Raw genomic sequence first — 23,994 nt, forward strand, 5'->3', positions numbered from 1 at the left:
TTTTTCGGCTCCTGTTCGGGGGAGGGTTGGGCTCCTTATCCCGGACAGTCGGATAGAAAAAATATTGCGTGACAAAATCCAGTTTTGAATTTTTTTATTGCTTTTGCATTGCGGTATGAATTATGATGCACTGCAACGATCTCGACAATGAGAATTCATGCATAATTCGGGAGAACCCTGACATGAGACTCGCTCTTCACCACGGCACCCTTTTGGAACCGGAAAACTGGTCCATCTTCAAGAAAATCCGGCCCTCGGCCTTGATCCCGGCCATGCCGGTCTCCTGGCCCGTCTCCATCCCGGCCAAGACCGCCGCGCCCAAGGCCCCTGCCCGGAAACGGCGCGTCCCCAACCTCGACACCCTGTTCATCCGCTGGATGCGCATGGCCCTGATCGCCGCGCTCGTGGCGCTCTGGTCCCTGGCCGGCTGGGTGGTCGTCGATGCCCTGCGGATGATCTTCGCCTGATGCCCACCGGTTGCCCGTCATGAGGCGGGAAAGCGCCTGCTCAACCCGTGGATCCCTTGGAGGGTTTCGGGTGGGTCGGTGAAAACCCGGCTACCGCTTCTTTCCTGCCGAGCACGCCGCATCGCTTCATCAGCGTTTGCTTCAAATCATTGCCAAGTCGCGCAAAATCGGCCACAATACCACAAAGAACACGCCTTGTGCCGTGAAACCCCCATGGGGGGATTCCGGTGCGATGGGAGAGGGGCCCGTCCCCAATCAAGTCCGTGTATCCCTTCCAACCTTAGTTCAAGAAGGATCCCGTCCATGAATAAACAGCTCCTCGCGGCGACGCTTGGGGTCGCGCTGCTTTGCGGAACCGTCACGCTTCAGGCCGCCCAGCCCCAGGAAACCCAACCCTTCACCCAAGCCGAACTGGATCGCTTCGTCGCCGATTATCCGGGACTGGTTCAGTGGCTCGGCAAACAGAAACCCCAGTTTGACACGGCGCGCACCCCCTGGCTGGTCGCGAGCATGCGCGGCGACCCGAACTTCAATGCCCAGTTGAAAGAGAAGAACTGGGATCCGGACCGCTTCCACTACCTGCTCAACCACATCAACACCGGGTTGGCGCTGGTGGAGTCGGAGAAGGGGCAGGCCGAAACCCAGGCCCGCATCGCCAAGGAGCGCCAGGAGAACGAGGCCCGCATCGCCAAGGAGCGCCAGGAGAACGAGGCCCGCATCGCCAAGGAGCGCCAGGAGAACGAGGCCCGCATCGCCAAGGAGCGCCAGGAGAACGATGCCCGCCAGGCCGAGGGACGCCAGCGGATGGAAAAGGAGATGGCCGCGGCCAACAAGCGCATGCGGGATCAGCTCGAGGCGCAAAAGGAGCAGATCCGCGCCAATCCCTACATTCCGCCGTATGAGAAACAACGTATTCTTGCCCAAATGGCGCGCGACGTCCAGAGCAATGCTGCGCCCGCGAATGCTCCGGCGACCGCCCAGGTCGATGCGGTGGAGGCCGCTCGCCAACGGCAGGCCGCATGGATCGATGCCCAGGAGCGGCAGATCCGCGCCAATCCCTTCATGCATCCCATGCAGCGTCAGCAGTCCCTCGAGCAGCTCGAGCAGGCGAAAAAATCCCTGAAGCCCGTCGCCTCCCCGGCGAACGCCGCTCCCGCCGCGGCCCATCCCTCCGATCCGGCGGCCCTGCGCGCCGACATGGAGAAGATGCACAAGCAGTGGTTCGCCAACCAGAAGCAGGTGATCAACAACGCTCCCACCATGCCGCCGGCGCAAAAGAAGATCGCTCTGGATCAGCTCAAGAGTTCGGAGAAGCAGTTCACCGAGACCCTGGCCAGGCAGGCCGACATCCCCGCCATCCTCCCCAAGGAGGAGAAGGCGTTGATCGAATCCCGGCAGAGCAAGCTCACCGAGCTGTTCGCGGTCAAGTAGTCATCGCGTCGCCGATGGCGTGGCGATCGCCGCGCCGTCGGCGTGTCGGTCGTGGCCAGGATCGCGGGCCGGCGCGGGCGGTTCGGGCACGGGCGGTTCGGCAAGGCGTTTACGGGCTCAAGAAGACCCTCAGTGCCTTGTGGACCGGACTGAACTGGCCGCGCACCCGTTCCAGGGCGACCTCGGCCTCGCGCCAGTTCCGTCCCTTGATGCACTCGTGCAGCTGCCGGGTGTGCGGCTGCAACTGCGGGAAGATGGTGTTGGCCATGCTCCCTTTCAAGACATGGGCCGTGGCACGGGCCGCCTCGTGCTCCCCGCCGATCAGGTCCCGCTCCAGACTGTCCAGAAGCTCCGGAATCTGCGTGATCAGCAGACCGGCCACATCGCGAAAATCCTCCTCCGGCAGGCCGATCGACTCCATGGCGCCCAACAGGATCTCCACATCGCTCTTTTCAGGCGCGACCACCGTTTCCGGAACGGGCGGAGCGATGGCTTGGGCGCCTGGCGCGGCGGCGAGGAGGGATGGCATCTTCTGAACGGGCGTGAGATGCCGCTCCAAGACCGCCCGCAACTCCGCGAGGGTGACCGGCTTGGAGAGAAATTCGGACATGCCCGCCTCTTCGCCACGCTGCCGGCTTCCGGTCGTCACGTTGGCGGTGAAGGCCAGAATCGGCACCGGCGGCAACTCCCGTTCCCGCTCCCACTCCCGAATCCGTCGGCTCGACTCGTATCCGTCCATGCCGGGCATCTGGCAATCCATGAGCACCAGATCGAAATCCCGCGCCATGAACCGTTCCACCGCCTCCTGACCGTCCCGCGCGCCGATCACCCGACTGGCCGTGCACCCCAGGCGGGTCAGCATGCCGCGCGCCACGGTGACATTGGCGGCATGATCGTCCACCACCAGGATGTGGGCGTCGTACTGGACCGAATCCGCCTCACGACGCTGGGCCGGGGTCACCACCGGACAGCTCGCCCCCTCCCTGGGCAGCAGCAGCCACTCGATGGCCAGACGCAACCGTTCGGCGCTCACCGGTTTTTTCAGACAGATCGAGGCGCCGGGCAGGTCCGAGGCGTCATCCCACCCCTGATCCAGCATGTCGGTCAACAGGATGAATTTCCAACGCGACTCCCCATCCCGCAAGGCCCGATAGGTGAGGGGATTCTCCTGGCCTGGCTTCTGGTTGAGCAGCACCAGATCATACGGATGGCCCTCCTGTCTGGCGTGCCGCAGCACGGACAGGGCGGTTTCGGTCTCGGCGACGAAATCGAAACGCGAGCCGAACAGCTCGAACACATCCTCCAGAAACAGCCGTTGCAGTCCGTCGATCTCGACCCCCAGCACGCGCAGATGCTTGAAGAGATCCCGTCCCGGCTCGACGCCAGCTCCCTGGGGTTGCTGATGGAGCTGGATGCTGAAATGAAAGATGCTGCCGGTCCGGGCATGGGGGTTGTCGTCAACCCCGATCGCGCCACCCATCCGTTCCACCAGACGCCGGCTGATGGCCAGTCCCAGGCCGGTGCCGGGAAATCCTTGCGCCCGATGCTCCTCGGCACGGGCGAACATGTCGAAGATCCGTTCGCGATCGCTCTCCGGCACCCCTGGTCCGGTGTCGCGCACCTCGAAAAGATACTCGGTGCGTCCTTCGCTGCCCGGTCCCACCGGACCGCCATGCAGTTCGACGCTGCCACGCTCCGGGGTGAACTTGATGGCATTGCCGAGCAGGTTGGTGAACACCTGTCGCAGCCGGTTCACATCCCCGCGTACCGCCGTCGGCATGCCGTGAGGAAAGAACGGGGTCAGCTCGATCTCCTTGGTATGGGCCAGGGTCGCCAGAATCAGGGCCGATTCGTCCACGAGCGCGCGCAGATCGAAATCCACCTCGTCCAGCTCCAGCCGGTCGGCCTCCATCTTGGAAAAATCCAGCACATTGTCGATCAGCGCCAAAAGCGTCTTGCCGGATCCATATGCCAGCCGCACCTGTTCGCGTCGTTCGTAATCCAAAGGCGCCTCGCGCAACAGCTCCAGCATCCCCAGCACCACGTTCATGGGGGTGCGGATTTCGTGGCTCATGATGGCCAGAAATTCGCTTTTGGCCTGACTTTCGGACAGGGCGCGCGCCAGTTCTGCCTCGAGTGTCGCGATTTTTTCGAGGAGCCGGGTTTCTGCCGGGGATGGCGCGGGGGGTTCCGGGTCGGGCGTGACGGAGGACTCGATCGGCTGGGGTATCGCCAGCGGCGCGGGGGGAGAGGGCGCGCCATGCCGACGGGCGCCGATGCGCATGCCTGCCCCGAACGCTCCCCCCAGGGCCAGCGCCACCGCACCCGCGACCGGGCCTTCCGCCACCGCGCATCCTGTCGCGACCGCGATCCAGACCAGCCAGGGTTGCCAGGAGATCCCCCCCTGGTCACCGTCTTCGCGTCGATTGCTCACCGGGTTCCCCTTCCGCGCGTCACGACATTCCCCCGGATCTTGAGTCGTTCACACGAAAAAAAGTTCATCGAAACGGACCACCGTCTCCAACATTCGGATTACGAGTTGATCAAGTTCCGCGTCATCTTCGGCCTTTTCGATCCCGCGCAACACCACCAGAAGCTCCAGCCAGGCCGCCAGATGGGCATGATCGATCTGTGCGGCGAGCGTGGTGAGGGAGTGCATGGCCGGCAACCGCTCCTGCGCGATCTCCCGGAGCGACTCCCGGAGTTCCGCGTTCATTCCCTCGGCGTGCAGGGCGTCGATGCCGGCGCGCATCATCGGCGGCTCTGGCCACCAGGTGTTGTTCTCGGGCAGATGCGCGGGTTTCCAGGCGGCCAGGCAGGGATCGACCAGCGGAGCCAGAAAAGCGCGCAGGGTCCCTTTCCAGGCCTGGCGGGTATCCACGGTGGCCCGTTTTTCATACAGGGCGAACAGCACCACCAGAAAGCCCCCCTGCATGCAAAAGCCGATCAGTTGGGGCAGCAGGGTCCGGGTGACGCTGGTCTCCGAGTAGAGCCACAGTGTCAAAAACGGGGCCGCCGCGAAGAACATCACCAGAAAAAACAGGTAGAACAGAAAGAACCCCTTGAGCCAGGATACCTTCTCCTCCAGAAACCGGATGCGCATGTCAGCCCTCGTCCATCATCAAGAGTACCCCCAATTTTTCAGGATGCCGGCCTCCCGGCATCCCGACCATCGTCGAGGCATGTCCCAGAGTCGGGTTGGCGAGGCCATCATCACCCGCGCCGGCTTGGGCCATGGCCCAACCACCGCTCATGCATCGAGTCGTGCGGTATCCAGCAACACCGTCTGGATCTGATCCCCGACCAGCATCACCACCCCTTCGCGGATCAGATGGGTGGCCTCCAGGTAGCGAAAGGCATAGATGCGCCGGAGTCTCAACCTGCCGTGCCCGTCCCGCGCGAAGCCCAGCGACTTCAAGGAGACCGTCTCGTCGAGCCACGCCCAGGCCATGCGATGGCAGATGACGCGCGCCTCGGCGCAGGCGATCTCCCGCGCCCGCATGGAGCCATGCCATACCCATGCCAACACCACCAGGGAAAGAATGGCCCACGGTTCCATGTTCGCGCATCATCCCGGCCAGTCGAGGCCGGCGCAGATCTCGTCCAGGGTGACCTCCGGCTCCAGGGGTTCCAGACGCGGGCGGGTGTGACGTCCGATCCGATCGGGCATCCGCCACCCCGCGCCGTCGCGCCGCCAGCACTCCACCTTTGGTTCCGATTTGACGTGAGCGGACATGGGTTGATCTCCTCTTTGAAGAAAATCACAAAATCGATTCACCTTTCAGACCATCTTGGCGTATCATACCCGATTCCCACTCCTTGCAAACCGGAAATCCAAGCAAACATGGCCCTGATCGGTACGCGCGACGTGAAACTCGCCTTTGGTGGTCCGCTTCTTCTGGAAGAGGCCAGTTTTTCCATGGACAAGGGCGAGCGGGTCTGCCTGGTGGGTCGCAACGGCACCGGCAAATCGACCCTGCTGCGCCTGCTGGCCGGAACGTGCCAACCCGACGAGGGGGAGGTGATCCGCGCCAAGGGGATCACCATCGCCACCCTCGATCAGGAGGTGCCCGGCGATCTGGAAGGGGTGGCCCGCGAGGTGGCCCTGCCGGACTCCGCGCCCCTCCATCCCGAGGATCTGCCGAGGGTGGCGGCGCGGGTCGAAAGTCTTCTGGCGCTGCTCGGCCTCAACGGCGATGCTCCCTTCGCCACCCTTTCCGGCGGTCTCAAGCGCCGGGTGCTGCTCGCCCGCGCCCTGGCCGCCGAGGCCGACGTGCTGCTGCTCGACGAGCCCACCAACCACCTGGACATGGCCACCATCGAACAGCTCGAGGGGGTGATCAAGGGGTATCGGGGGGGCCTGCTCTTCATTACCCACGACCGGATGTTTTTAGAAAGGATCGCCACCCGCATCCTGGAGCTGGATCGGGGACGGCTCACCGACTGGCCGGGGGATTACCGGCTCTATCAGCAGCGCAAGGAGGCGGCCCTGGACTCCGAGGCGGTCACCAACGCCCTGTTCGACAAGCGTCTGGCCCAGGAGGAGACATGGATCCGCCAGGGGATCAAGGCGCGCCGCACCCGCAACGAAGGGCGGGTGCGCGCCTTGGAGAGGATGCGCGGGGAGCGCCGGGCGCGGCGCGAGCTGGAGGGACGGGTCCGTCTGCGCGCCGAGCTGGCGGAAAAATCGGGCAAACTGGTCGCCGTGGCCGAGGAGGTGGGCTACCAGTACGATGGCGTGCCCTACATCCGGAACTTTTCCACCGTGGTGCAGCGTGGCGACAAGATCGGCATCATCGGACCCAACGGGTGCGGCAAGACCACGCTGTTGAATCTGCTGCTCGGACGGCTCGCTCCGCAGGCCGGTTCGATCCGGCTCGGCACCAACCTGGAGGTGGCCTATTTCGATCAGTTGCGCGCCGGACTCGACGAGGAGAAGACGGTTGCCGACAACGTGGCCAACGGACGCGAGATGGTGAGCGTGGGAGGTCAGACCCGTCACATCATCGGCTATCTGCAAGACTTCCTCTTTCCGCCGGCCCGTGCCCGCTCCCCGGTGAAGATCCTCTCCGGCGGGGAGCGCAACCGCTTGCTGTTGGCCAAGCTGTTCTTGAACCCGGCCAACATCCTGGTCATGGACGAGCCCACCAACGATCTGGACACCGATACCCTGGACCTGCTCGAGGAGCTTCTGGCCGATTACGCCGGCACGCTGCTGCTGGTGAGCCACGACCGGGCCTTTTTGAACAACGTGGTCACCAGTTGCCTGGTCTTCGAGGGGGAGCCGGGAGAGATTCGCGAATATGCCGGCGGTTACGACGACTGGTTGCAACAGCGACCGCCCCCGCCGGTGGTCGCGGCCCCGGCGGTGGTCCGGAAGGCCGCTCCCAAGCCACCGCCACCCGCGCCGAAAAAAGCGACAGGCCTCTCCTACAAGGAGCGGCGCGAGCTGGAGGGGCTGCCGGCCCGCATCGAATCCCTGGAGGCCGAACAGGGGGTGCTGCATGCGGCCATGGCCGAGGCGACCTATTATCGGAACTCTCCGGAACGGTTGACCGCCGATCAGGCGCGGCTGACGGCCCTGGAGTCGGAGCTGGGCGCGGCCTATGCCCGCTGGGAGGCGCTGGAGGGGATGGATCCGTAACGGCCCGCACCAGCGCCAACACGCGCCGTGCGACCCGCCGACCGCTCTTTGCCCGCTCCCTGGTCCGGAATTTGCGTTTGTCAGCATGGGCGCTCGCGGAGCGTTCGACAAGCCGGATCCACCCCTCTTTCGCGGCAGGTGCAAACCTTTGAAGATCACCCTCGTCACCACGGGCCGGGCCGATTACGGCCTGCTCTCCCCCCTGATCCAGGCGATCCGGGGCGAGGCGCGACTGACCCTGGAGATCGTCGCCACCGGCGGTCATCTCGTCGAGGCCCAGGGCGGGACGATCCGTTTCATCCAGGCCGACGGACATGCGGTGACTTCGATCCCCATGACCCCGGAGGTGGACTCCGAGGATGGGATCTGTCGCGCCGTGGCCGCGGGGTTGAGCGGTTTTTCCAGCCATTTCGCCCGTCTGCGGCCCGATCTGGTGCTGGTGCTCGGCGATCGCTTCGAGTTGTGGGCGGTCTGCATGGCGGCGGTGCTGCACAAAATCCCCATCGCCCATCTGCACGGCGGCGAAACCACCTTGGGCGCCATCGACGACACCATCCGCCACACGGTCACCAAGATGGCCACCTGGCATTTTCCCGCCCTGCCGGAGTATGCGCGGGTGATCCTGGCCATGGGGGAACACCCCGAACGGGTGCATGTGGTCGGCGCCCTGGGCATCGACGCCATCGTCAACACGCCGCCCCTGGAACCGGCGGAGCTGACCGCCCTGACCGGCATCGATTTCGCGGTCAACCCGGTGGCGCTCCTCACCTACCATCCGGTCACCCTCGACGATCACGCCGAGGCCGCCCGGCAGACCGCCACCATCCTGGAAGCGCTCACCGGAACCGATCTGACCACTCTGATCACCATGCCCAATCTGGATGCCGGCGGCGCGGCGATCCGTTCGACGCTCGAACGCCACTGTCTGACCCATCCGGAGCGGTTCCGCCTCGTCAAGAGTCTGGGACAACGGGGCTATCTGACCGCCATGCGCCACGCCGCGCTCATGATCGGCAACTCCTCGAGCGGCATCCTGGAGGCCGCATCCTTCCGGCTGCCGGTGATCAACATCGGCGACCGTCAGGCTGGTCGCATCCGGGCCGGCCATGTGCTGGACTGTCCGTGCGAGGCCGGGGCGATTCGCCAGGCGCTCGGAACGGCCCGTTCCGCCGCGTTCCGCGCCTCGCTCGCCACCCTGGTCAACCCTTATGGGGATGGATGCACGGCCCCGCGCATCGTGCGGATTCTGGCCGGTCTGGATCTCAGCGCGCGCGCGGATCTGTTGAAAAAAGGCTTTCATGCGTTTTCAGGAGCCCTCCCGAGATGAATCCTTCCCAAACGACCCGCGCGTATGTGATCGCCGAGGCGGGCGTGAACCACAACGGCGATCTGGACCTGGCCCGGCGTCTGGTGGATGCCGCGGCGCAAGCCGGCGCGGACGCGGTGAAGTTCCAGACCTTCCGCGCCGAGGATCTGGTCAGCCGGCACGCCCCCAAGGCCGACTATCAACGGCTCTCCACCCATCCCGAGGAGTCGCAGCTGGCCATGATCCGCCAGCTCGAACTCGACCACGCCGCGCACCGGATCCTGCATGACCATTGCCGCGAACGGGGCATCGCCTTTCTCTCCACCCCCTTCGATCCGGTCAGTCTCGAGTTCCTCGTGGCCGGGATGGGGCTGGAGACGATCAAGCTCTCCTCGGGGGAGGTGACCAACGGTCCGTTTCTGGTGCGGGTCGGCGCCACCGGCAAGCGGGTGATCCTCTCCACCGGCATGTCCACCCTGAACGAGATTTCGGTCGCCCTGGGCGCTTTGGCCTTCGGCATGATCATGGGGGATTTTCCGCCCGAGCCCGACGACTTCGCCAGGGTGCGACGGCATCCCGAAGGGGCCGCACAGTTGCAAAAGAACGTCACGCTGCTCCACTGCACCACCGAATATCCCGCCCCCTTCGCCGAGGTCAACTTGCGCGCCATGGAGAACCTCGGCGACACCTTCGGACTGCCGGTGGGTTACTCGGACCACACCCCCGGCATCGCCATCCCGATCGCGGCGGTGGCGCGGGGGGCGTGCGTGATCGAAAAACACTTCACCCTGGATCGCACCCTGCCCGGACCCGACCATCGCGCCTCTCTGGAGCCCGATGAGCTGACAGGCATGGTCGAGGCGATCCGCCAGGTGGAACTGGCGCTCGGCGACGGTCGCAAGCGACCCATGCCCTCCGAGATGGGCAACCGGGAGGTGGCCCGCAAGAGTCTGGTCGCCATCGCTCCGATCCGGTGCGGCGAGCCGTTCACCAGCGCCAATCTCGGGGTCAAGCGTCCGGGAAACGGGATTTCGCCCATGGCCTACTGGCAGTGGCTGGGGCGCGTCGCCAGCCGGGACTATCCCCTCGACGCCCTCATCGAACCGTAATACAGGAGTTGTTGGCCATGATAGGCGCCGAAACCGTGTTGGCCGTGATTCCCGCCCGTGGTGGATCCAAGGGGGTGATGCGCAAGAACATCCGTCCCTTGGCCGGCAAGCCGCTTCTGGCCTGGAGTATCGAGGCGGCGCGGCTCTGTCCGGAGATCGACCGGTTGATCCTCTCCTCCGAGGATGACGAGATCATCGCCACCGCCCGCGCCCATGGCTGCGAGGTGCCGTTTCCGCGCCCCCCGGAGCTGGCCGGCGACGACGCGCGCGCCATCGACGTCGCCCTGCACCTGCTGGACACCCTGCCCGAATCCTACGACTGGCTGCTCTGGCTGCAACCGACCTCGCCCCTGCGGTGCGCCGAGGATATCCGCAACGCCCTGCGTCTGGCGGTGGAACGTCGCGCCGACAGCGTGGTCGGGGTGACGCCGGCGGACAAAAGTCCCTACTGGATGTTCCACGTCCAGGCGGACGGCGCCATGGAACCGGTGCTGTCCGGGGATGCCACCCGTCGCAACCGGCAGGAGTTGCCCCCGGTCTGTCAGCTCAACGGCGCGCTCAATCTGGTGCGTACCGCCTGGATCCGGCAGTCGCATCGCTTCATCGACGCCCGCACCCTTGCCTACGTCATGCCGCCGGAACGCTCCCTGGATATCGACAGCGAACGGGATTTCCTGGTCGCGGAGTGGTGGCTGCGCGCATCCGGAGTCTGACCGGACACGATGAGATCGAGGGTTGTCAGGCTTCGCATGCTCGTAATCCCTTCGCGCGCGATTGCCTTTTGCAAACCATTAAGGTAAATAATGGTTCGGCATGCCGGCAGCGACCCATTCGGTGATCCATTGGAACCAACCACGGCTCGATACCATGACCTCTCTTGAGAAAATCCCCATGTCCGCCGACTTTTCCGAGCCGCGACCGTCCGAGGATGGTGAAATCGATGTTTTCAAGCTGATCGCGATGCTGTGGCAGGCTAAAGGTTTGATCGCACTGGTCACGGTGGTCTGTATCGCCTTGGCCTTGACCTACGCCTTCATGGCCACTCCGATCTTCAAGGCCGATGTGTTGCTCGAACCTGCGGGGGACGATGCCAAGAAAGGCGGGGCCATGGCCCAGCTCGGTGGCCTGGCGGCCATGGCCGGCATCAACATCGGGGGTGGGGGCACCTCCAAGGATGCGGCGATCGCCAAATTGAAATCCAGAATCTTCATCGAGGAGTTCATCCGCGATGAGAATCTCCTGCCGGTTCTGTTCGAGGAGCATTGGGACGCCGCGGCGAAGGGTTGGAAGGAACAGGATCCGAAGAAACAGCCTTCCTTGTTCCAGGGGGTTGAAATGTTCCAGAAAAGTTTGTTGAAAATCATGGAGGACAAGAAAACCGGGCTGGTCACCTTGACCCTCGAATGGAAGGATGCCAAACAGACCGCCCAGTGGGCCAACCTTCTGGTGGAACGGGTCAATCGCCACCTGCGAGGCCTGGCCATCGAGGAGGCGCGGCGCAACATCGATTATCTGAACGGTGAGTTGGCCAAGGCCATGATCCTGGAACTCAAACAGGTCATCGCCTCGTTGACCGAGGATCAGATCAAGAAAATCATGCTGGCCAACGGTCGTCTGGAGTTCGCCTTCAAGGTCATCGATCCGGCGGTGGTTCCGGAACGACGCATCTGGCCGAAACGGGCCATGATTGTCGTTCTGGGCAGTGTCGGGGGCGTCATTCTGGGGGTCATGGCCGTCTTCATGCGGCACGGCTGGCGCGCGCGCAAGGAGCGTCTGGCCTCGATCACCCCCTAGGGCGTGTTGACGGGAGGTGGCCGTGCGTCTTCAAATCATTCGTTTTTCTGCATGAAAGGCATCACAAGCCCATGTTCCAAGACCGCGCCCGAGTCCAAGAGGCTCTGAATGCCGGATTTCACGGTCGTTCCGTGCTGGTGGCGGGCGACCTGATCCTCGATCGTTACATCTGGGGAGAGGTGACCCGCATCTCGCCCGAGGCCCCGGTGCCGGTGGTGAAGGTGGGGCGGGAGACCGCACGGTGTGGCGGTGCGGCCCATGTGGCGGTGAACCTGGCCAACCTGGGGCTGCAAACCCGCCTGTGCGGCTGGGTGGGCGCGGACGCTGACGGCGAGGCTCTCAAGACCATGCTCCATCAGACCGGCATCGACATCGAGGCGGTCCATGCCCTCACCGATCGACCCACCATCGTCAAAACCCGTATCCTCGGTGGACGCCAACAGATGCTGCGTCTCGACCGGGAGCAGACCGATCCGGTCTCCGAGGAGATCTGGTCCACCTTCGCGGGTCACGTTCTGGATCAGCTGCAACGGGAACCGCGTCCGGATGCGGTGATCCTGTCGGATTACGGCAAGGGGACCCTCACCGAACAGGTGTGCCAGGCGATCATCTGGGCGGCGCGTACCCTGGAGGTGCCGGTGCTGGTGGATCCCAAGGGGATGAACTACGACAAGTATCGAGGCGCCACCACGCTCACCCCGAACCGACGCGAGCTGGCCGAGGCCATTCCCATGCATCCCGGCAAGCTCGATCCGCTGCTGGTCGCCGGAGAGCAGCTGCGGGCGCGCATTCAGGCCGATTTTCTGGCGGTGACCCTGAGCGAGCTGGGGATCGCCCTCGTGGAGGGGGATCAACCTCCGGTTCGGATTCCGGCCATGGCCCGCGAGGTGTTCGATGTGTCGGGCGCCGGAGATGCGGTGATCGCGGTGTTGGCGGCGGCGCTCACCGCCGGTCTGTCGCGTCTGGATGCCCTGCATCTGGCCAATCTGGCGGCGGGGGTGGTGGTGGGCAAGGTGGGAACCTCGCCGATCCATCGCGACGAACTGCTCGCCGCCTTCCACTCCCAGGAGGTGCTGACCCAGGCCGACAAGATCTGCCGGCTCGATGTCGCCTTGACCCGGATCGAATCGTGGCGTCAGAAGGGGGAGCGTCTGGTCTTCACCAACGGCTGTTTCGATCTGCTCCACGCCGGACACGTCACCTATCTGGAAAAAGCGCGCGCCCTGGGCAACCGGTTGATCGTCGGCCTGAACACCGACCGGTCCGTGTCGGCCTTGAAAGGACCCAGCCGCCCGGTGATCCATCAGGAAGATCGCGCCCGGGTGTTGGCCGCGTTGGCCTCGGTGGATCTGATCCTGCTTTTCGACGAGGAGACCCCCCTGACGTTGATCCGTGCCGTGCGTCCGGAGATCCTCGCCAAGGGAGCCGACTACACCGAAGAGCAGGTGGTCGGCGGTCGGGAGGTGAAAGCCTGGGGCGGACAGGTGGCCCTGATTCCCCTGGAGCCGGGACGCAGCAGCAGCAACATCTTGAATCACATTCAAACCACTCAGGGAGCCAGCTGACCCATGTACATCGTGACCGGCGGAGCCGGATTCATCGGCGCCAACCTCGTGTCCACCTTGAACCGTCGGGGTGATTCCAACATCCTGGTGGTCGATGACCTCAAGCAGGGGGACAAGTTTTTGAATCTGCGCGATCTGGAGATCGCCGATTACATGGATCTGCACGAATTCCGCGACCTGTTGCGCTCCGGACGGCTGCGCAACACCCGCATCCGGGCGATCTTCCATCAGGGGGCCTGCTCCGACACCATGGAGTACAACGGCCAGTACATGATGGACAACAACTACACCTACTCCAAGGAGCTGTTTCACTTTGCCCAGGAGCAGAACGTGCCCTTCATCTACGCCTCGAGCGCCGCGACCTACGGCGGCTCGAAGGTGTTCATCGAACATCCGGACAACGAGAAGCCGCTGAACGTCTACGGTTATTCCAAGCTGCTCTTCGATCAGTATGTGCAGCGCCACCTTCCGCGATGCATCTCGGCGGTGGCTGGCTTGCGTTATTTTAATGTCTATGGCCCGCGCGAGGATCACAAGGGGCGCATGGCTTCGATGATCCACCAGATGTACCACCAGATCCTCGACGCCGGCGTGGTCAAGCTGTTCACCGGCAGCGGCGGGTATGGCGATGGCGAGCAGCGGCGGGATTTCATCCACGTCGAGGATGTGGTGAAGGTGAATCTTTTTCTGGCCGACAGCGGATCGGTGCAAGGGATCTTCAACGTCGGCACGGGCAAGAGCCGCGCCTTCAACGACGTGGCGCGCACCCTGATCGAGCGGCTCGGACAAGGGGAGATCCAATACGTGCCGATGCCGGAGGTGCTCAAGGAGAAGTATCAGAGCTTCACCGAGGCCGACATCTCCCGGTTGCGCGCGGTGGGCTACGATGCGCCGTTCCACTCCCTGGAAGAGGGGATCGCGGCCTTTGTCGTCGCCAGAAAACAGCGGGACGCGTGAGATCGACACCCGGTTCACCTCTGGCGCGGTTTCTCCTGCGGGTGCGCGCACGGCAGAGGAGGAGTCGATCCTGGTGATCGGTCCCTCCTGGGTCGGGGATATGGTGATGGCCCAGTCGCTCTTCATGGTCCTTAAACAGGAGCGACCGGAACGCCCCATCGACCTGGTGGCCCCGACCTGGGCCTTGCCCCTGGCTGCGCGCATGCCCGAGATCCGTCATGCCATCGCCCTGCCTGCCGGGCATGGCGAATTGGCGCTCGCCGCCCGCTATCGGGTGGGGATCTCCCTGCGCGGTCGCCATGCCCAGGCGATCCTTTTGCCCAACTCCTTGAAGTCCGCCCTGGTGCCGTGGTTCGCCCGGATTCCGCGTCGGACCGGCTTTCTGGGCGAGCTGCGTTTCGGCCTGGTCAATGACATCCGTACCCTGGACAAACAACGTCTGCCCCGCACCGTGCAACGGTTCGTCGCCCTCGGTTTGCCCCGCGACACGCCGTTGCCGGACTCCCTGCCCGTGCCGCGTCTGCGCGCCTCGGTGGAGGAGGGGGAGCGGATCCTGGGCGTCCATGGTCTTTGCGCCGAAAAAAAATTGCTGGCCCTCTGCCCCGGTGCGGAGTACGGACCGGCCAAACGCTGGCCGGTGCGCCATTTCGCCGCCCTGGCGCGGGCGCGCATCGCCAGCGGCTGGCGCGTGGCGGTGCTGGGTTCGGCCAAGGAGCGGACTCTGGGCGCGGAGATTCTCGCCGGTCTGACGGACGCGAAGGCGATTGATCCATCCGCGTCGGGCGGGCGCGACCTGGGGGGGACGGATGCGGTCAACCTGGCCGGGGCCATCGATCTGGTGGCCGCCATTGATGTGCTGGCGTGCGCCGAGGCGGTGGTCAGCAACGATTCGGGATTGATGCATGTCGCGGCGGCGCTCGATCGTCCGGGGGTGGCGATCTTCGGCTCCTCGGATCCGGGCCACACCCCGCCGTTGGGCACGAGCATGCGGATCGTGTCGCTGGGTCTGGCCTGCGCCCCCTGTTTCAAGCGGGTGTGTCCCGAAGGGGCGGCGCGCTGTCTGGAGGAGATCACCCCGGAGCGGGTGCTGGAGTCGTTATGAGCTCCGCCCCTCCGCCGCGCTTGAAGCATCGCCTGGAATGGCTGCTGTTGAAGGGGCTGCTCGGCCTGGTGCGCGCCGGGGATCTCCCCTCGGCCTACCGGCGCGTGCGGCGGCTGGCCGCGCTCGGGCGGCGCATTCTCACCTCCGAGTGGGCCTGGGCGAATGCCAACCTGGCCATGATCTACGGCGCTCACTTGACCCCTGGCCAGCGCGAAAAACTGGTCTCTCTGGCGTTCGAGAATATTTTTTTCAGTTACATGGAGTCGATCCGCGTCCACGAGATCGCTTTTCGCGACGAGGGGCTGGAGCGGTTGCACGCGGTTCATGGCCTGGGACGCGGGGTGGTGGTGGTTGGGGTGCATGTGGGATGCTGGGAGCCGGGATTGAAACGGCTCGGCGGACAGGTCTCCCCCACCGCGATCCTCTATCGCCACGCCAACAATCCGTTGAGCGAAAAAACCTTCATGGGGCTGCGCGCCGGGTATGGGGTCGAGTTCATCTCGCGCCAGAACACCCGCGAGATCGTGCGCGCCATGCAGGCGCGCAAGGTGATGGGGTTCATGACCGACATCAATACCCGCGAGGGCGGGGTCACGGCGCCGTTTCTGGGCGTGCCGGCCCAGTGTCCGCCCGGTCCGGCGCGGCTGGCCCTGAAGTTCAACACCCCGATCCTTCCCATCATCGCCACCCGCGCCGGATGGGGCGAGGCGGTGTTCCGGGTCGGGGAGCCGATCGAGCCCCAGGCCGGCGGGGTGAGCGAGGAAAAGGTGGTCGCCCTGACCGGTGCGATCAACGCCGCGTTCGTCCCCTGGGTGCATGAGTTCGCCGAGCAGTACAACTGGCTGCACGCCCGCTGGCGCGCCCGCCCGGATGGCTCCCTGTGGCGTCCGGAACAGGCTGTTCTCGCCAATCCCACCCCGGCGCAACCCTCGGAGCGGGTGTTGCGGCTGTTGGGAAATGGGTGAAGGGGATGCGTGTCACGGGTGTGCGGGGTTGGGTGCGTCAGAATGGTTGGCGTACCGTGGCAGTCAACCGGAATCATGTAAAAAAACTTGCATTATTGGTTCAGGATTGTTTTAAAGCGATCAGGGCGATCAGGATTCCAACGGCAGATAAGACAAGGCTAAAAATACCAATCAGCCAATTGCGCCGATCCCGCTTTTCATCGGCTTGCTTATCCTCCAGTTGTTTGTTCAACTCAGCACGAGATACGGCGGCCTTGGTAACAATGGGAGCCAGTTGTTCGTTGGCTTCCAGGGTCTGATTCAGGAGCGTGACACGATTGTCGGTCTGATCATCAATATCTTCGGATTTAACTACAGATTCCAAAATAGATTTGGTGTTTTCAAATTTTTGGCAATCATCCAGATATTCAGGCCACACTTGAGGAATGACAACTGTTCTGTAGTCGTCTTGAAACTTCTTGAATTCACCTAGATAATACCAAAGAAGGATCTCCACGGCATCGTAACGGGCACGTTGGCAATGTCGCAGAGCGCGCCGTAACTGCTCGTCTCGTTCAGAGGCGTGATTGTTGGTCAGACCTTTCAGGAGATGATGGCCGGCATAACGTAGTTCATTTATTGCGGGGATATGGAGTTGCTGTGTGGCTCTTTCCGACTTTTTGATTTGATCTTCTGTTTCGATAAAAATTTTTTTTATTTGTTCCAGGGTGTCGTTGGTGATGCGATCGTTTTCCTGCATGATAATAATCTTTATTATCGTTTGGAATCGACAAAGTGGTAGTCACGCATGGATGTTTTGATTTGCTCAACATCCTGCGCGGTGGTGTAACGACCCATTTGGAGATTGAGATTGCCACAGGAGAAGGTGGCGACCAGTGCGCGGATTCTTTGCGGGGCGTCGGAAACGGGCACGGTTGTGGCGGGTGAATCGGGGAACAGGTGGCTTTTGATTCTGGAAGTCAGAGAGTTAAACATCATGTGATCTCAACGGATGCCCTGGATGTCTGGTCTGTGACCTTCAACCTGCATACCAGATGATTGAAAGTTGGACCCGAACTGTGTCTCGGTTCCCAATGACGGATTTTGATAGTGAATGCAACCGGTGTTGAAGTCAAGATGTTAAGAAGGATTGCATAAAAAAAACGATCTTCTGTCCCAAGATAATGATTTTTAATACAATTTAATTGCAGAATGCGTGTACCGTCCTGTCAATTGATGCGGATTTTTAAATCATGGCGAAAACATGCAATTTCTTTGCCTGTGCAGTCACTGTCATAAAATCCGGGCAGATTGCCTGGTTTTGGGTGGGTATGCAAAGCATTCGGTGAACATGCGCTTTTGCGCGCGTTTAGTTATAGAGCGCGGGTTTACTTGATCCCGAGGCGCCTGGGGCGGTGACCACCCCAGGCGCCTCGGGATCGCGCATCATGGTTACTTCTTCTCCCCCACGATCTCCAGCAGCTCCACCTCGAAGATCAGAGTGGACTCCGGCTCGATTTTCGGCGGGGCGCCGTTGCTGCCGTAGGCCAGTTTGGACGGAATCACGAAGCGGAACTTTGAACCCACCGGCATCAGCTGCACCCCTTCGGTCCAGCCCGGAATCACCCGGTTGAGCGGGAAGGTGACCGGCTCCTTGCGCGCCACCGAGCTGTCGAACACCGTGCCGTCGAGCAGGGTGCCATGGTAGTGGACCTTGACCTGATCCGTGGCCTTGGGCTTGGGACCGCTGGCCTCCTTGAGCACCTCGTATTGCAGACCGCTGGCCGTGGTGGTCACACCTTTCTTCTTGGCGTTGGTGGCCAGATAGTCGCTTCCCTGCTTGGCGTTGCGGGAGGCGGCGCTTTGTTGCTTCTGCTCCATCTCCTTGCGCACGATGTCGCGGAATTCGTTTTTGGCCTGCTCCACCTGCTCCGGGGTCAGCTTGGGCGGCTTGCCGTCCAGGGTGTCCTTCATGCCGGCCATGAAGGCGGACATGTCCATGGAACTGGTGATCTGCTTGACCTGTTCGCCGATCTGCAATCCCACCGCGTAGCTGTAACGCTCCTTGGAGTTTTTGAAACCGGACGCATCCGCGCCGGACTTCTCTTGCGCCCCGATCGGGGCGGCGGTCAAACCAACAAGCAGCAGCGCGGCGGCGGCCAGCAGAGAAACAGGCTTCATGGGTGGGATCCTTCGTCTGGGGTCTTGTGTTGTGAACGTAAGTCAGAGGATTCACGTTCGATAATCTTGTGCGTTAATGCAACCATTATGGCCCGAATTGAACGAAAACGGCAGGAATTATGTGAAAAAATCTCTTCAAGGCACTCGACAATCTCTGGTCCCATCCCGGATAATTTGTCTTTCGCCAGTCCATGGCATTTGGATGTTGGTTTGAGAGGGGTTGAGATGTCGTGGCAACAGCGTTTCTGATCGGTTCTTCTTGACGAGGGAAGGGTAGGCGCGGCGATGGGTGAGCGTTGGCTCGTCGGGTTTCCCCCGGATCGGGAGGGGCTGGTTCCCTGGACCCGACCCGGCGAGGGCGTGCGCGAGGCGAGGCGCGAGCCTTTGGCGCGGGTTGCGGGCGCCGTGGGGCGGCGCGTGGTGCTGGTGGTGCCGGGCGAGGAGGTGCTGTTGACCCGCGTCGTGCCGCCGCGCGCCTCGCAACGGGAGCTGGAAAAGGCCCTTCCGTATCTGTTGGAGGAGGCCCTCTCCGTGCCGGTCGAAACCCTTCATTTCGCCAGCGGTCCGCGCCAGGCGGATGGCGGCCTGCCGGTGGCGGTGGTGACGGAGCGGCTGATGAGCGAGTGGCTTGAGCAGGCGCGCGCGGTGGGGATCACCCCTGAGGCGGTGATCCCCGCGCCGCTGCTGCTGCCGCTGGAGCCGGGGGCCTGGAGTCTGGCGCTCATGCCGGAACGGGTCTGGCTGCGTAGCGGGCCGCACCGGGGATGGGCGGTCGATGCCGGGAATCTGGCGTTCACCCTGCGCCTGGCCCTGGAAGAGTCGGTGGGGGATCCGCCCCGGCGGTTGATCGTCTGGCGCGGGGCCGGCGTGGGCGGGGAGGCGTTGTTCGCGGATCTGGATCTTCCCATCGAGTGGCGCACCCTGGAGGGGGATCCCCTGACGCTGTTGGCCGTCGGGGATCGCGCCGGAGAGGGGTTGGATCTGGCTCAGGGCCGTTTCGCGCCGACGGGTCGGCTGGCCGGGGTGGTGGGGGCGTTGCGTCCGACGTTGTTCTTGGCGCTTTTGTGGCTGGCGCTGCGCGCCGGAGAGACCGGCTGGGAGATCCAGAGGCTGGAGGCGCGCGCCGCCGGGTTGGATCAGGCCATCGAACAGGTGTTCCGGGAGAGTTTCCCGGAGGTCAAGCGGATCGTCAATCCGCGCGTGCAGATGAATCAACGGTTGGAGGCGCTGCGCGGCCAGGGGGGCGGTTCGGGCGCGGAGGGGGAAAAAGGGTTCCTGGCCCTGCTGGCTCGGGCCGGAGGGGCGCTGCGCGAGTCCCCCCAACCGCTGGTCAACGGGATCCGTTATGCCGAAGGGAAGCTGGAGGTCAGCATGCGCCTGCCGGATCTGCAACGGCTCGATGCCTTGAAGAAACGGCTGGAGTCCCAAACCCTGACGGTGGCGATCCTGTCGGCCAACCGCGAGGGGGATGGGGTGGCGGCGCGCTTGCGGGTGGAGTCGCCATGAACGCGCGACTCTGGTTGGGATGGCCGGGACGGTGGCTTGCCACCCTGGGCAGACGGGAGCGGCGCCTGGTGGTGGGCGGAACGCTGGTGGTGGCGGTGGTGCTGATCGAGACGTTTGCCATCGAGCCGGGTCTGGAGTGGCTGGAGGGGCGGCGACGTTTCGTCGAGGGGCGCGCCGAGACCTTGGCCCAAATGCGGCGTTCCGCCGCCGAGGTGGCCCGGTTGCGGGACGCCGGCGGCGCCAAGGGAACGGTGGGGAAGGAGTCGCTGCCCGACGAGTCGCTGTTGTCGCTGGCCGATCGTACCGCCAAGGAGCAGGGTCTGGGCGCGGCGCTCAAGCGGGTGGAGCCCGAAGGGGAGGGGCGGGTGCGGTTGTGGTTCGACAAGGTTCCCTTCGAGGGGTTGATGGCCTGGCTGGAGGGTCTGGCGACCCGGCATGGGGCGCGCGTCGAGAACATCACCCTGGATCGCGAGGAGACCCCCGGACTGGTGCGGGCGCGGGTGGGTCTGGCCTGGCCGGAGCGGCCCGGCGCGACACGCGGCGCGGGACGATGAAAAGCTGGCGTGGGCAGGTTCTGTTCGGCCTGCTCTGTTATGGCGTGTTCCTGATGGCCGGGATGCCGGCCTCGTGGGCCTACGGGCAGGTGGCGGGATGGATTCCCTTCGCGCGGTTGGAGGGGGTCCGAGGCACCATCTGGTCCGGCGGATTTTCCGGCCTGATCCTGGGGGCGACCCGTCTGGGCGGCGGGGTGTGGCGGTTGGCCCCCGAGGCGTTGCCCTCGGGTCGGCTGGCCATCGATTTCACCCTGGGCGCTCCGGGTGGCGTGTTGCATGTGGCGGGTCGCGCCGGTCTGGAGGGTGTGTCGGCCCTGTTTGCCGAAGGGGTGACGGTCGAGGCGGAGGTCGAGGCGTTGCGCGGGGTGGTCGGGATGATCCCGCCAGGCAGTCGCGGTCGCTTCGCCGGACGGCTGGAGACGCTGGTCGTCGAGCGCGCCGGGGTGCGGACGGCGCGTGGGAGCGGGGTCGGGAGCGGCCTGCATGTGGGTTCGCCCCTGAACGTCGAGATCGGCGATCTGGCCGGTGAACTCCAGCCGGACGAGGGGCGTGGCGTGTTGTTGCGGGTGAACGATCGGTCCGGTCCCTGGCAGGTGCGGTTGACCTTCGGCGTCAAGCCGGACGGGAGCTATCGGGCGCGCGGGATCGTGGCCGCGCGGGATTCCGGGGATGCGCGCGCCGGGAATTTGTTGCGGGTGCTCGGGCCCATGGATGGTCAGGGGCGGGTGGCGATTTCGGAGAACGGGCGGCTGCCGGGATGGTGAGTCATGCTCGAGAGCGATCGGGTGGGTACGATGGTGGATGGTGACGAGGCATGAAGATTGGCGTGATTTCCGACTCCCATGACCATCTGGAGCACATGGGGCGTGCCTTGGCGCGGTTCCGCGAGCTGGGGGTGACCCGCATCCTGCATGCCGGGGATATCGTCTGTCCGGCGATGATTCTGGCCATGTCCGGTTTCGAGGTCGCGGCGGTGTTCGGCAACAACGACGGCGAACGGGCCGGTCTGATGCGCGCCATGACCCGGATCCATGGCCGTCTCGAGGGGGAGTTCCTGGAACTGGACGCACCGGGCGGGATGGGTCGCATCGCCCTTTATCACGGCACCACCGCCCGGTTGCGCGATGCGTTGATCGACAGCGGGGCCTATCGGCTGGTGATCACCGGTCATACCCACCGGGTGGTCAACGCGTTGCACGGGACGACCCTGGTGCTCAATCCGGGCACGTTGCACGGCTTTGGCAAACGGGCCACGGCCATGGTCTACGATGACGACACCCAGACCGCCGAGTTGATCGAGCTGCACCCCGATCCCCTTTGTCCGTTCACCACCCCGGACGGCGCGCGAGGCTAGCACGCGATGGAACTGGCCCGCACCCCTCTGTTTTTCGTCGTGGACGACGATCCGGTCACCCGGATCATGTTGAGCCGTTTTCTGGAAAAACAGGGCTACGTGGTGCGTACCCTGGCCAACGGCGCGCTGGTCTCCGATGCCCTGGACCAGGAGATCCCGGACGTGGTGCTGATGGATGCCAAGATGCCGGTGATGGATGGCTTCGCCGCCTGCCGACAGCTCAAGGCCCGTCCGGATGCCCGGCATGTGCCGGTGTTGATGATCACCGGCCTCAACGACGACGAATCGGTGGACCGGGCCTTCGAGGCCGGGGCCACCGACTTCATCACCAAGCCGATCCACTGGGCGATCCTGCGCAACCGGGTTCATTATCTTTTGGACAACTCCCGCTCCAGCCATAAACTTTCGCTGGCCGCGCGGGTGTTCGACAACACCAGCGAGGGGATCGTGGTCACGGACGGCGGCGCGGTGATCCAGTCGGTGAATCCGGCCTTTACCCGCATCACCGGTTATTTCCCCGGCGAGGTGTTGGGGCAGCGCATGAGCCTGCTCAAATCGGGACTGCACCCCCCGGAGTTCTACGACAGGCTCTGGAAAGATCTGACCGCCAATGGTCAGTGGCAGGGGGAGTTCCGCAACCGCCGCAAGGATGGCACCATCTATCCGCAGTGGGCCAACATCTCGGCGGTGTTCGCGCCGGGGGGACAGGTCGAAAACTACATCGCGGTCTTCTCCGATCTCACCGAACTGCGCGAATCCCAGGAGAACCTGCTGTATGTCACCGGCCACGACGCCCTGACCGGTCTGCCGAACCGCCATCTGTTTCACGAGCGGCTGAGTTTCGTGCTCGACGAGGCGCGCGAGGTCGGCTCCATGGTGTGGGTGTTGCAGCTGGATCTGGACCGCTTCAAGGTGGTCAACGAAACCATGGGTCACGATGTGGGCGATGCGCTGATCGTGGAGGTGAGTCGCCGGCTGGGGACGATTCTGGGCGGACGCGGCAGTCTGAGCCGTCTGGGCGGGGATGAGTTCGGGGTGATCCTCTCCAAGACCGAGGACTCCCAATCCGTGGCGCAGTTGGCCGGGAATCTGCTCGAGGCGATGCGCGTGCCGCTGGTGATCCACGACGTGGAGTTCTTCGTCGGCGCGAGCATCGGCATCGCCGTCCATCCCCTCGACGGCGAGGATACCAAGACCTTGATGAAGAACGTCGATGCCGCCCTCTATCACGCCAAGGAGCGGGGTCGGAACAATTTTCAGTTCTACCGCAACGAGATGAATTTCCATGCCCTGGCGCGCATGCGCATGGAGGCCAGTTTGCGCATGGCATTGGATCGGGAGGAGTTCGATCTGTTTTTCCAGCCGCAGATCGATCTGGTTTCGGGAGGGGTGGCCGGGGTCGAGGCGCTGATCCGCTGGAAGCGCCCGGGACATGGGATGGTGGCGCCCGCCGAGTTCATTCCGCTCGCCGAGGAGACCAAATTGATCATCCCGATGGGCAACTGGGCCCTGGCCGAGGCGTGTCGTCGCGCCACCCGCTGGTTCGCCGCCGGGATCCGACCGTTTCGGGTGGCGGTGAATCTCTCCGGCATCCAGTTCGAACAGCCGGACTTCGTGGAGCGGGTGACCGAGACGTTGCATGCGAGCGGTCTGGACGCCACCCTGCTGGAGTTGGAATTGACCGAAAGCATTGCCATGGGCGATGCGGTGGAGACGCTGGTGAAACTCAAATCCCTCTCCGAGGTGGGGGTGCGGCTTTCGATCGACGATTTTGGCACCGGTTTTTCGTCGTTGAAGTATCTGAAGAGATTTCCGATCGACAATTTGAAGATCGATCAATCCTTTGTGCGCAACTGCGTGGAGGATCTGGAAGATGCGGCGATCATTCGCACGGTGATCGCCCTGGCCCACGGTTTGGGGCTGACCGTGATCGCGGAGGGGGTGGAGACCCAACCGCAACACGATTTTCTGCGTAGCCACGGCTGCAACGAGGTGCAGGGGTATTTTCACGGCAGGCCGATGTCCGAGGAGTCGCTGTTGGAATTCTTGCGTCAGAGGGGATGAGGCGATGGGTGGGGGG

At 63.8% G+C, this 23,994-nt stretch carries 23 protein-coding genes; 16 read left to right on the plus strand and 7 right to left on the minus strand.

Features of this window, described 5'->3' with window-relative positions:
* Positions 1–182 precede the first annotated feature (182 nt).
* Together ACOY6C_RS02660 and ACOY6C_RS02665 are read left to right on the plus strand one after the other, a co-directional pair.
* Positions 183–467 carry a hypothetical protein gene (locus tag ACOY6C_RS02660; protein WP_420903933.1) on the plus strand — a complete coding sequence of 95 codons (285 nt, stop codon included), beginning with the start codon at positions 183–185 and terminating at the stop codon, positions 465–467.
* A gap of 303 nt (positions 468–770) precedes the next feature.
* Complete coding sequence (locus ACOY6C_RS02665) at positions 771–1,898, plus strand: hypothetical protein (protein ID WP_420903934.1); 1,128 nt, start codon at positions 771–773, stop codon at positions 1,896–1,898.
* A gap of 109 nt (positions 1,899–2,007) precedes the next feature.
* On the opposite strand, the gene ACOY6C_RS02670 is transcribed toward ACOY6C_RS02665, so the two are convergent.
* The 5 genes from ACOY6C_RS02670 to ACOY6C_RS02690 are packed head-to-tail and all read right to left on the minus strand — an operon-like array spanning position 2,008 to position 5,634.
* A complete protein-coding gene (locus ACOY6C_RS02670) occupies positions 2,008–4,332 on the minus strand; it encodes a response regulator (RefSeq protein WP_420903935.1) in 2,325 nt (774 codons plus the stop codon).
* A 48-nt stretch (positions 4,333–4,380) separates the two neighbouring features.
* Positions 4,381–5,001, minus strand: coding sequence for a hypothetical protein (locus ACOY6C_RS02675; RefSeq protein WP_420903936.1), 621 nt, complete (start codon positions 4,999–5,001; stop codon positions 4,381–4,383).
* Between the two features lies 1 nt (position 5,002).
* The gene (locus ACOY6C_RS02680) at positions 5,003–5,152 is read right to left on the minus strand and encodes a hypothetical protein (protein WP_420903937.1); all 150 of its coding nucleotides are present in this window, start codon (positions 5,150–5,152) and stop codon (positions 5,003–5,005) included.
* Complete coding sequence (locus ACOY6C_RS02685; protein WP_420903938.1) at positions 5,149–5,457, minus strand: DUF3301 domain-containing protein; 309 nt, start codon at positions 5,455–5,457, stop codon at positions 5,149–5,151. The genes ACOY6C_RS02680 and ACOY6C_RS02685 overlap by 4 nt, the downstream gene beginning before the upstream one ends.
* 9 nt (positions 5,458–5,466) lie before the next feature.
* Positions 5,467–5,634, minus strand: a complete 168-nt coding sequence (locus ACOY6C_RS02690; protein WP_420903939.1) for a hypothetical protein — start codon at positions 5,632–5,634, stop codon at positions 5,467–5,469.
* A gap of 108 nt (positions 5,635–5,742) precedes the next feature.
* Here ACOY6C_RS02690 and ACOY6C_RS02695 point away from each other — a divergent pair, with 108 nt between their 5' ends.
* From ACOY6C_RS02695 to ACOY6C_RS02735, 9 genes are all read left to right on the plus strand, one after another.
* A complete protein-coding gene (locus ACOY6C_RS02695) occupies positions 5,743–7,542 on the plus strand; it encodes an ATP-binding cassette domain-containing protein (protein WP_420903940.1) in 1,800 nt (599 codons plus the stop codon).
* A 148-nt stretch (positions 7,543–7,690) separates the two neighbouring features.
* Entirely contained in the window at positions 7,691–8,869 is a 1,179-nt protein-coding gene (gene neuC, locus ACOY6C_RS02700; protein ID WP_420903941.1) for a UDP-N-acetylglucosamine 2-epimerase, read from the plus strand.
* Positions 8,866–9,957 carry an N-acetylneuraminate synthase gene (neuB, locus tag ACOY6C_RS02705; protein WP_420903942.1) on the plus strand — a complete coding sequence of 364 codons (1,092 nt, stop codon included), beginning with the start codon at positions 8,866–8,868 and terminating at the stop codon, positions 9,955–9,957. Before neuC ends, neuB begins: the two co-directional genes overlap by 4 nt.
* Positions 9,958–9,974: 17 nt before the next feature.
* Entirely contained in the window at positions 9,975–10,670 is a 696-nt protein-coding gene (locus ACOY6C_RS02710; protein WP_420903943.1) for an acylneuraminate cytidylyltransferase family protein, read from the plus strand.
* A gap of 100 nt (positions 10,671–10,770) precedes the next feature.
* The gene (locus tag ACOY6C_RS02715) at positions 10,771–11,751 is read left to right on the plus strand and encodes a Wzz/FepE/Etk N-terminal domain-containing protein (protein WP_420903944.1); all 981 of its coding nucleotides are present in this window, start codon (positions 10,771–10,773) and stop codon (positions 11,749–11,751) included.
* Positions 11,752–11,822: 71 nt separating this feature from the next.
* Entirely contained in the window at positions 11,823–13,316 is a 1,494-nt protein-coding gene (gene rfaE1, locus ACOY6C_RS02720) for a D-glycero-beta-D-manno-heptose-7-phosphate kinase (RefSeq protein ID WP_420903945.1), read from the plus strand.
* 3 nt (positions 13,317–13,319) lie between these two features.
* A complete protein-coding gene (rfaD, locus tag ACOY6C_RS02725) occupies positions 13,320–14,273 on the plus strand; it encodes an ADP-glyceromanno-heptose 6-epimerase (protein WP_420903946.1) in 954 nt (317 codons plus the stop codon).
* Positions 14,274–14,373: 100 nt separating this feature from the next.
* Positions 14,374–15,375 carry a lipopolysaccharide heptosyltransferase II gene (gene waaF, locus ACOY6C_RS02730; RefSeq protein WP_420904250.1) on the plus strand — a complete coding sequence of 334 codons (1,002 nt, stop codon included), beginning with the start codon at positions 14,374–14,376 and terminating at the stop codon, positions 15,373–15,375.
* A complete protein-coding gene (locus ACOY6C_RS02735) occupies positions 15,372–16,340 on the plus strand; it encodes a lysophospholipid acyltransferase family protein (protein WP_420903947.1) in 969 nt (322 codons plus the stop codon). The genes waaF and ACOY6C_RS02735 overlap by 4 nt, the downstream gene beginning before the upstream one ends.
* Before the next feature lie 100 nt (positions 16,341–16,440).
* Here ACOY6C_RS02735 and ACOY6C_RS02740 read toward each other — a convergent pair whose 3' ends face one another.
* Positions 16,441–17,079 (minus strand): hypothetical protein, encoded by a 639-nt coding sequence (locus ACOY6C_RS02740; protein ID WP_420903948.1) that lies wholly within the window; start codon positions 17,077–17,079, stop codon positions 16,441–16,443.
* A gap of 692 nt (positions 17,080–17,771) precedes the next feature.
* Positions 17,772–18,500, minus strand: coding sequence for a BamJ family beta-barrel-assembly machinery protein (gene bamJ / locus ACOY6C_RS02745; RefSeq protein WP_420903949.1), 729 nt, complete (start codon positions 18,498–18,500; stop codon positions 17,772–17,774).
* Positions 18,501–18,785: 285 nt separating this feature from the next.
* Here bamJ and gspL point away from each other — a divergent pair, with 285 nt between their 5' ends.
* The 5 genes from gspL to ACOY6C_RS02770 are packed head-to-tail and all read left to right on the plus strand — an operon-like array spanning position 18,786 to position 23,978.
* Positions 18,786–20,006 carry a type II secretion system protein GspL gene (gene gspL, locus ACOY6C_RS02750; protein ID WP_420903950.1) on the plus strand — a complete coding sequence of 407 codons (1,221 nt, stop codon included), beginning with the start codon at positions 18,786–18,788 and terminating at the stop codon, positions 20,004–20,006.
* Entirely contained in the window at positions 20,003–20,560 is a 558-nt protein-coding gene (gene gspM / locus ACOY6C_RS02755) for a type II secretion system protein M (protein WP_420903951.1), read from the plus strand. The genes gspL and gspM overlap by 4 nt, the downstream gene beginning before the upstream one ends.
* On the plus strand, positions 20,557–21,324 hold the full coding sequence (gspN, locus tag ACOY6C_RS02760) for a type II secretion system protein N (RefSeq protein ID WP_420903952.1): 768 nt from the start codon (positions 20,557–20,559) through the stop codon (positions 21,322–21,324). Before gspM ends, gspN begins: the two co-directional genes overlap by 4 nt.
* A 50-nt stretch (positions 21,325–21,374) precedes the next feature.
* Positions 21,375–21,914, plus strand: coding sequence for a metallophosphoesterase family protein (locus tag ACOY6C_RS02765; RefSeq protein WP_420903953.1), 540 nt, complete (start codon positions 21,375–21,377; stop codon positions 21,912–21,914).
* Between the two features lie 6 nt (positions 21,915–21,920).
* Positions 21,921–23,978, plus strand: a complete 2,058-nt coding sequence (locus ACOY6C_RS02770; RefSeq protein ID WP_420903954.1) for a two-component system response regulator — start codon at positions 21,921–21,923, stop codon at positions 23,976–23,978.
* The last annotated feature ends 16 nt before the right edge of the window (positions 23,979–23,994 follow it).

It is taken from the genome of Candidatus Magnetaquiglobus chichijimensis (assembly GCF_045865675.1).
Lineage (GTDB): Bacteria > Pseudomonadota > Magnetococcia > Magnetococcales > Magnetaquicoccaceae > Magnetaquiglobus > Magnetaquiglobus chichijimensis.